Source organism: Arthrobacter gyeryongensis (genome assembly GCF_039543785.1).
GTDB lineage: Bacteria > Actinomycetota > Actinomycetes > Actinomycetales > Micrococcaceae > Arthrobacter > Arthrobacter gyeryongensis.
In genome coordinates this window covers 21,934-28,284 of record NZ_BAABKK010000028.1, presented here as the reverse complement: position 1 = coordinate 28,284, position 6,351 = coordinate 21,934, and the positions used below count along the sequence as shown (strand labels likewise).

Genomic DNA, 6,351 nt, shown 5'->3' with positions numbered 1-6,351 from the left:
ATGGCTTCGATGGCCTCGGGCATTCCATGGCCGCGGATCTTCTCCGAGCCGAACCGCGCCATGAGGCCGATCACGAGTCCGCCGGCGACGGGCAAGGTGAGCACTTGCCACCAGGGATGTCCGCTGCCCACGGCCACGAGGCTTGTCGAGAGGCGGCCGAAGAAGAGGAGGTTTGTTGCGAGGCCGATGAGGCCCAAGAGCGCCCAGGCCGCGAGTGCCCCGAGGGCCCCGACCGGGATCGCGAGGGCCGCCACCAGGAGCATCCGCCGGTCGACGGCGAAATCGCCCAACTGATGGCCACGGTGCGTGCTCACGCGACCACCGCCCGGCTCAGCGACGCCGCCGAGAGGTGCCCATGGAGAGCGGTGAGACCGGCGGCGAGCTGGTCCCGCAGCTCCGGGTCGAGGTGCGCGAGAGCGTCCCGGAACTCGTCGTCGCGCCGGCGGAGGACGGCTTCAACGGCACCGCGGCCGACATCCGTCAGGGAAAGCAGGACGAGGCTGCGGTTTCCGGCAGAAGCGGAGCGCCGCACGTACCCTCCCGCGCACAGCCGGTCGGCCAACCGGGTCACCGAAGATCCGGAGACTTCAAGGACGTGCGCGAGGGCGCCGCTGGGCAGCGTCCCGTGGTCGTGCAGGGCGAACAGCATGCGCATCTGCGGCAGGGAAAGGTCCGTGACCTCGTCCACGCTGCGCATGGCGACGGCGAGCAAGTCGCGCGTGGCCCGCTGGAGGGCATCGATGTGGCGGTCGAGAGGATTTGGCATACGACAACTATTGCATATTGCAAGAGCCTGCTGTGGCCGCGCAGTCAGCTTCCGAAAGTGACAACGTGAACAGGCTTCCTGGATTCCGGGGTGGACGCGCGAAGTAGCCCGCCGGGAATCCCCCTGCGATTGAAGAGCCGGTTGGTGTTCGGGGCACGTTTCCCCGGCCTGCCTGCCCCGCGGCCCGGGCGTGTTGTCCTGGCTGAATATTCCTGATCACGGGTTTCCGGTAAGCCTGAACCCGGGGTCCCGGTCCGTAAGGGAGTCCCGTTTCTTGTACTGCGTTGTGCTGGCGGCGTACCTGGTCGGACGATACGGGGGCGAAGAGTCATCTTTGCTCTCGCCGGGAGCGGGCCTCAAAAGCCTCGACGACATCCATATCCCGACGGTGAGAAACGGAGTCACCTCAACTCAGTTCGACGCCCGTCGACCTCACCCGCGATGATTGCCGCGGCCGACGCAGCAAGTCATTCGGAAGGAACCGGGCGGTAAGGGCTTCACACCTTGCACGACTGGGCGAAATTGCAGGCTTGGGCGCAGCCTACATTGTGACTTACGCCACAATATGGTGTGATTCGAACCACATCATCTTTGAACTTTGACTTGCATACTCAGGTGTAGTCTGGTATAAGTCACCAGCGATGGTGCTGGTGCTGACCAAGGAGTCGTACCATGAGTATCGAATCTAGTTCTGCCGCGGGAACCGTCCCGGCCGATCGTGGTCGCAGGACCGATAATCCGCTACCAGCCCAAGGCCCTGCGGTTTCTCCCCAGGCGAGCCCCACTCCCCCATTTGCCGATCCGGCGGCCTTGGGTTTGGGGGCTTTCGCCATGACGACGTTCGTCCTGAGTGCCATTAATGCCGGCTTGATCGTCAAGGCCGATGAGCCCGTCGTCCTTGGACTTGCACTGTTCTACGGAGGCCTCGCACAATTCGGGGCAGGGATCTGGGAGTTTGCCAACCGCAACGTCTTCGGCGCAACCGCCTTCTGCTCGTATGGAGCGTTTTGGCTCTCGTTCTGGTTCTTGAGCCAGTTCAATGCAGCCAGCCTTCCCGCCGCTGATGCCGGCAAGGCAGTGGGCCTCTACCTGCTGGCCTGGGCTATTTTTACCGCCTATATGACTATTGCCTCGTGGCGCGTCAGCCTGGGCGTCTTTGCTGTCTTCGCCTTCTTGACCCTGACCTTCATCGCGTTGTTTATCGGCGCCTTCGCGGGGGCAAGCGGAATGACGATGCTGGGCGGCTGGCTGGGCCTCGTGACGGCACTCATTGCCTGGTACTGCTCCCTCGCCGTGGTTGCGAACTCCACTTTCAAGCGGACTGTACTCCCGGTGGGACGACGGTGACCAGAGATGGCCGACTACCCAACAGAATCGGATGAGACCCTCGCAAACCTGCTGCACGAACAACGCCGCTTCGCTCCGGAAGCCGGTTTTACCGCCAAAGCCAACGCCACGGCGTCGGACTATGCCGAGTCCGACGCCGACAGGCTGGCGTTCTGGGCGCGGCAGGCGGAGCGGCTGGACTGGTCGCAAAAATGGTCAGAGGTCCTGGACTGGTCCAACCCGCCATTCGCCAAATGGTTCATCGGGGGCAAGCTCAATGTCGCCTACAACTGCCTCGACCGGCACGTAGCCGCCGGCCGAGGAGGCAAAGTCGCCTACTACTTCGAAGGGGAAGGCGGAGATACCCGCACCATCACCTACGCCCAGCTCACGAACATGGTCTGCCAGGCGGCGAACACGCTGACCGGTTTGGGCGTCACCGCCGGAGACCGGGTGGCCATCTACATGCCGATGATCCCGGAAACCATCGTTGCGATGCTGGCTTGCGCCCGGATCGGGGCTCCGCACACTGTCGTCTTCGGCGGGTTCTCTTCGGACGCCCTCCGGACGCGGATCCACGATTGCGACGCACGGATCGTCATAACCTCCGACGGCGCCTACCGCCGCGGCAAAGCCATTGGACTGAAGCCCGCCGTCGACGAGGCCTTGCTGGACTGCCCGGACGTCCGCAACGTCCTGGTAGTCCGTCGCACAGGCCAGGAGATCGACTGGACGCCGGGGCGCGATATCTGGTGGCACGAGTCGGTCGAACTGGCTTCCACCGATCACGAGGCCGAAGCGTTCGATGCGGAGCATCCGCTGTATGTGATGTACACCTCGGGGACCACCGGCAAGCCCAAGGGCATCCTGCACACCACCGGCGGCTACTTGACGGCATGCGCCTACACGCACTGGGCGGTGTTCGACCTGAAGGCTGCGTCGGACATCTTCTGGACAGCCGCAGACATCGGCTGGGTCACCGGGCACAGCTACATCGTGTACGGTCCCTTGGCCAATGGCGCCACGTCCGTACTCTACGAAGGCACCCCGGACACCCCGCACCAGGGCCGCTGGTGGGAAATCATCGACAAATACAAAGTATCGATTCTCTACTGCGCCCCGACTGCCATCCGCACGTTCATGAAGTGGGGCGCCCAGATACCGGCGAAATACAACCTCGAGAGCCTGCGTGTGATCGGCACGGTGGGCGAGCCGATCAACCCCGCTGCCTACGTCTGGTACCGGGAGAACATCGGACACAACCTGACGCCCGTCGTGGACACCTGGTGGCAAACCGAGACCGGAGCCATCATGATCAGCCCCCTCCCGGGAGTTACGGCCGGCAAACCGGGCGCCGCGATGAAGGCTTTGCCCGGAATCGTGGCCGACGTCGTCGATGACGCGGGCGCACCTGTTGCCAATGGTTCGGGCGGTTATCTGGTGCTGAAGGCGCCCTGGCCCTCCATGCTGCGCACCATCTGGGGCGACGACGACCGGTACGTGGAGACCTACTGGTCACGATTCCCAGGTCTCTACTTCACAGGAGACGGCTCGAAAAAGGACGAGGACGGAGATATCTGGCTTCTAGGCCGGGTCGACGATGTGATGAACGTGGCAGGACACCGGCTCTCGACGACGGAAATCGAATCGGCCCTCGTTTCCCACGCGAAAGTCGCCGAGGCGGCCGTCGTCGGCGCCGTCGACGAAACCACCGGACAGGCGATCGTCGCCTTCGTCATCCTCCGCAGCGAAGCGGGCGACGGCGGCCCGGAAGTGGTGCAGGAGCTGCGTGAACACGTGGCCAAGGAAATCGGCAAAATCGCCCGGCCCCGGCAGATCATGGTGGTGGCCGAGCTGCCTAAAACACGGTCCGGCAAGATCATGCGACGGCTGCTCAAAGACGTCGCTCAGGACAGGCCGATCGGGGATGTCACCACGTTGGCGGACTCGTCGGTCATGGACCAGATCAAGGCAGGAATGCTGGGCGGCGCAGGAGGGCTGCACTAGCGGGTGCACCCGGACGAAACAAACATCCGGGTGACACAAAGGAGCCCTCCGGCCGGCGTTTCCACGGCTGGTAACGGGCCATCAAAGCATTTGACAGATTGAGTCACCCGGTCGAAGAAAACCCGGCCGCCCTTGTTTGGCGGGCAACAACGCTACGGCTTGGACCAGGGAAATCTTCAGCGAACTTTTCAGCGGGTGGGCCTCCCTCCTGTACGCTGTGGGCGCAGAGAGACGAACGATACAAAAAGGGGGATGTTATGACTCGACCCGCGTACGTAACCCAGTGCTACGGCTTTCAGGAGTTCGCATACCTCGTCAGATGTGCCGATCACACGAAAGACCGGGTTTTCCCCGGGCTCAAGGACGCGTTGGTTTTTGCGCAGAAGTACAACAACAAGCACCATCATGGCGCAGTTCCTTACTTCCGCGATTGGGGCAGCAGGTAAGTCGAATTCCTCGCCCAGGTGCCTCTCAAGGACCGCCGAGGGCAGACCGGTTGCTTGTGACTGCCAGGACTTATTTGCGATAACGGAAGGCCACGGGGGGCGCTTCCAGCGGTCGTCCATGAATTTTCACTCTGTTTGGCGGTTGATCGCAGCACGCCGACGGCGATCGCGCTGGCAGCCGCGAGGCCAACGAAGCGGCACCCGAACACTGGCCACGGCAGCCGGGCGACGTCGCGAATGTGACGAGCGCAGGAGCGGGATCGCCGTCGTCGACCGTCCAGCGGCTCGTGACGCACCACGCACGGCTGGGCAATTCGGGTTATCCGCAGCTGGAATTTGGGCGCCGCTGAGGGAACCCCCGCTGAGCACGGCGTCGAACCTCAAGGGCGCCAGCGGCGTCAAGGCGTGGTGGAGAATCCATGCCAGGACCCGGGATTCTCTCCCGCCGCTGGTCCCGTCTATCAGCCGGACACCGAATTCCGGCCTGCGCGCAAGACCAAATTTCCCGTCATGAGTGAGGAAGGACCAACCATGGTTGCTGGGTTCCTCGCCGTAGTCGCCTTGTTGGACGCCCGGGGCCGACAGCTCCGGGGCGTTATCCGGCGTCTCGTTCCCAGGTCAGGCCGAACGGCACGTCCTCGCTGAGGCCCACCGTGTATTTTCCTGCCCCGTGTCGGGTGATTAGGATGCCGCAGCGGCGTTCGGCGAGGGCCGCCTGCCGGACCTCTTCAACGGCTGGGGCGAGTTCGGTCTCCATAGCTGCCGCGTTTGAGACCATGACTTCCAGAGTGGGCTTGAGCTGGGTCATGATCGGCGCGTCCTGTTCCGGTTGTGTTGAGTGTGTGCCCGAGGGCAACGGCTCCGGGACCCTCGGGGTGCAGGGGTTGTTCGTCCAGTCCCTGGCGGCGATGAGCGGGGTCGGTGAATCGCCCGTCTGGAGCGGCGGCCACCAAGGATACTTCGGCGACAGCGATGCCAAGGACGTCGTCGAAGATATCCGCGGCCCCCTCTGCGGCTTCCGCCGTGCAGGCGCGCGGAGCCTCCGCATAAGCTTCCGGATACACCCGCATGGGTTCGGGAAGAACCGTGGCTCCCATTGGCCGGACCGGGAAAGTCAACGGGCTGCTGTCCTGCGGCGCAGCCAATGTGATCAAAGGATTCATGACAGCTCTGGCCTCATCTGTTCGACGATGACACCCCCTGAAAATAGTGTCCATCCTCCTGGCCGGGCGCGGAAGAGAAGGCGCCTCGAGCCTTTGCCGGACTTCACCTTGAACCTGTGGCAGGAACTCGATTCGGCGCCCGAGGCCGTGGGGACAACTGCCAGTCAAGCTGTCATCGGGGCAGTCTGAACCGCTCTGCCAGGTGTGTAGGTGGTGCCGGGCGGAGCATGGCCCAGAGGACGTTGGGTCGGCGTCGTGCCAGGGCAAGCATCGCCTGGATGCGTGTTTTGCCTGCAAGCCGTCTGCGGTCGTAGTAGGTCCCTGCCGCGACGCAGGATTTCAGCGCGGAGAGCGCGGAGAGCGAGGAGAGGTAGAAGACCCGCGGGAGCCGGCGGTCGCAGCGTCGGGGGGCGGTGGTGGTTGCCGGTGATTCTTCCCGGGTCTTTGGGCGCCGGGGCGAGTCCGGCGACACCAGCGAATCTGCCCGGGTTTGGAAGACGGAGGTGTGACTTCGTGTCGTCACCGACAGTTTGAGGAAGGACCAAGGACCACTTGGCTTTAAGTTCCAGTATCTGTTAGTCGGTTGCGTGGCTTTGTGCCGCCGGTACCCGCATTCCGGCGGGCACTTCTTTGGTCCTCCCCG

General features: G+C 63.7%; 6 protein-coding genes and 1 pseudogene. 3 read left to right on the top strand and 4 right to left on the bottom strand.

From position 1 onward, the window contains the following. On the bottom strand, positions 1-314 hold a 314-nt coding region (locus ABEA18_RS18935; protein ID WP_345451723.1), incomplete at its 3' end, for a hypothetical protein. Then, entirely contained in the window at positions 311-766 is a 456-nt protein-coding gene (locus ABEA18_RS18930; protein ID WP_345451722.1) for a MarR family winged helix-turn-helix transcriptional regulator, read from the bottom strand. The genes ABEA18_RS18935 and ABEA18_RS18930, both read right to left, overlap by 4 nt. Before the next feature lie 672 nt (positions 767-1,438). On the opposite strand from ABEA18_RS18930, the gene ABEA18_RS18925 reads away from it, so the two are divergent. From ABEA18_RS18925 to ABEA18_RS18915, 3 genes are all read left to right on the top strand, one after another. After that, on the top strand, positions 1,439-2,113 hold the full coding sequence (locus ABEA18_RS18925; protein ID WP_345451720.1) for an acetate uptake transporter: 675 nt from the start codon (positions 1,439-1,441) through the stop codon (positions 2,111-2,113). A 6-nt stretch (positions 2,114-2,119) separates the two neighbouring features. Beyond that, entirely contained in the window at positions 2,120-4,099 is a 1,980-nt protein-coding gene (gene acs, locus ABEA18_RS18920) for an acetate--CoA ligase (RefSeq protein WP_345451718.1), read from the top strand. 257 nt (positions 4,100-4,356) lie between these two features. Further along, on the top strand, positions 4,357-4,545 hold the full coding sequence (locus ABEA18_RS18915) for a hypothetical protein (RefSeq protein WP_345451716.1): 189 nt from the start codon (positions 4,357-4,359) through the stop codon (positions 4,543-4,545). A 595-nt stretch (positions 4,546-5,140) separates the two neighbouring features. On the opposite strand, the gene ABEA18_RS18910 is transcribed toward ABEA18_RS18915, so the two are convergent. Both ABEA18_RS18910 and ABEA18_RS18905 read right to left on the bottom strand, forming a co-directional pair. Then, complete coding sequence (locus ABEA18_RS18910; protein WP_345451713.1) at positions 5,141-5,353, bottom strand: hypothetical protein; 213 nt, start codon at positions 5,351-5,353, stop codon at positions 5,141-5,143. A 527-nt stretch (positions 5,354-5,880) separates the two neighbouring features. After that, positions 5,881-6,190 (bottom strand): annotated as a pseudogene (locus ABEA18_RS18905) (IS110 family transposase); the annotation flags it as partial. Positions 6,191-6,351 lie beyond the last annotated feature (161 nt).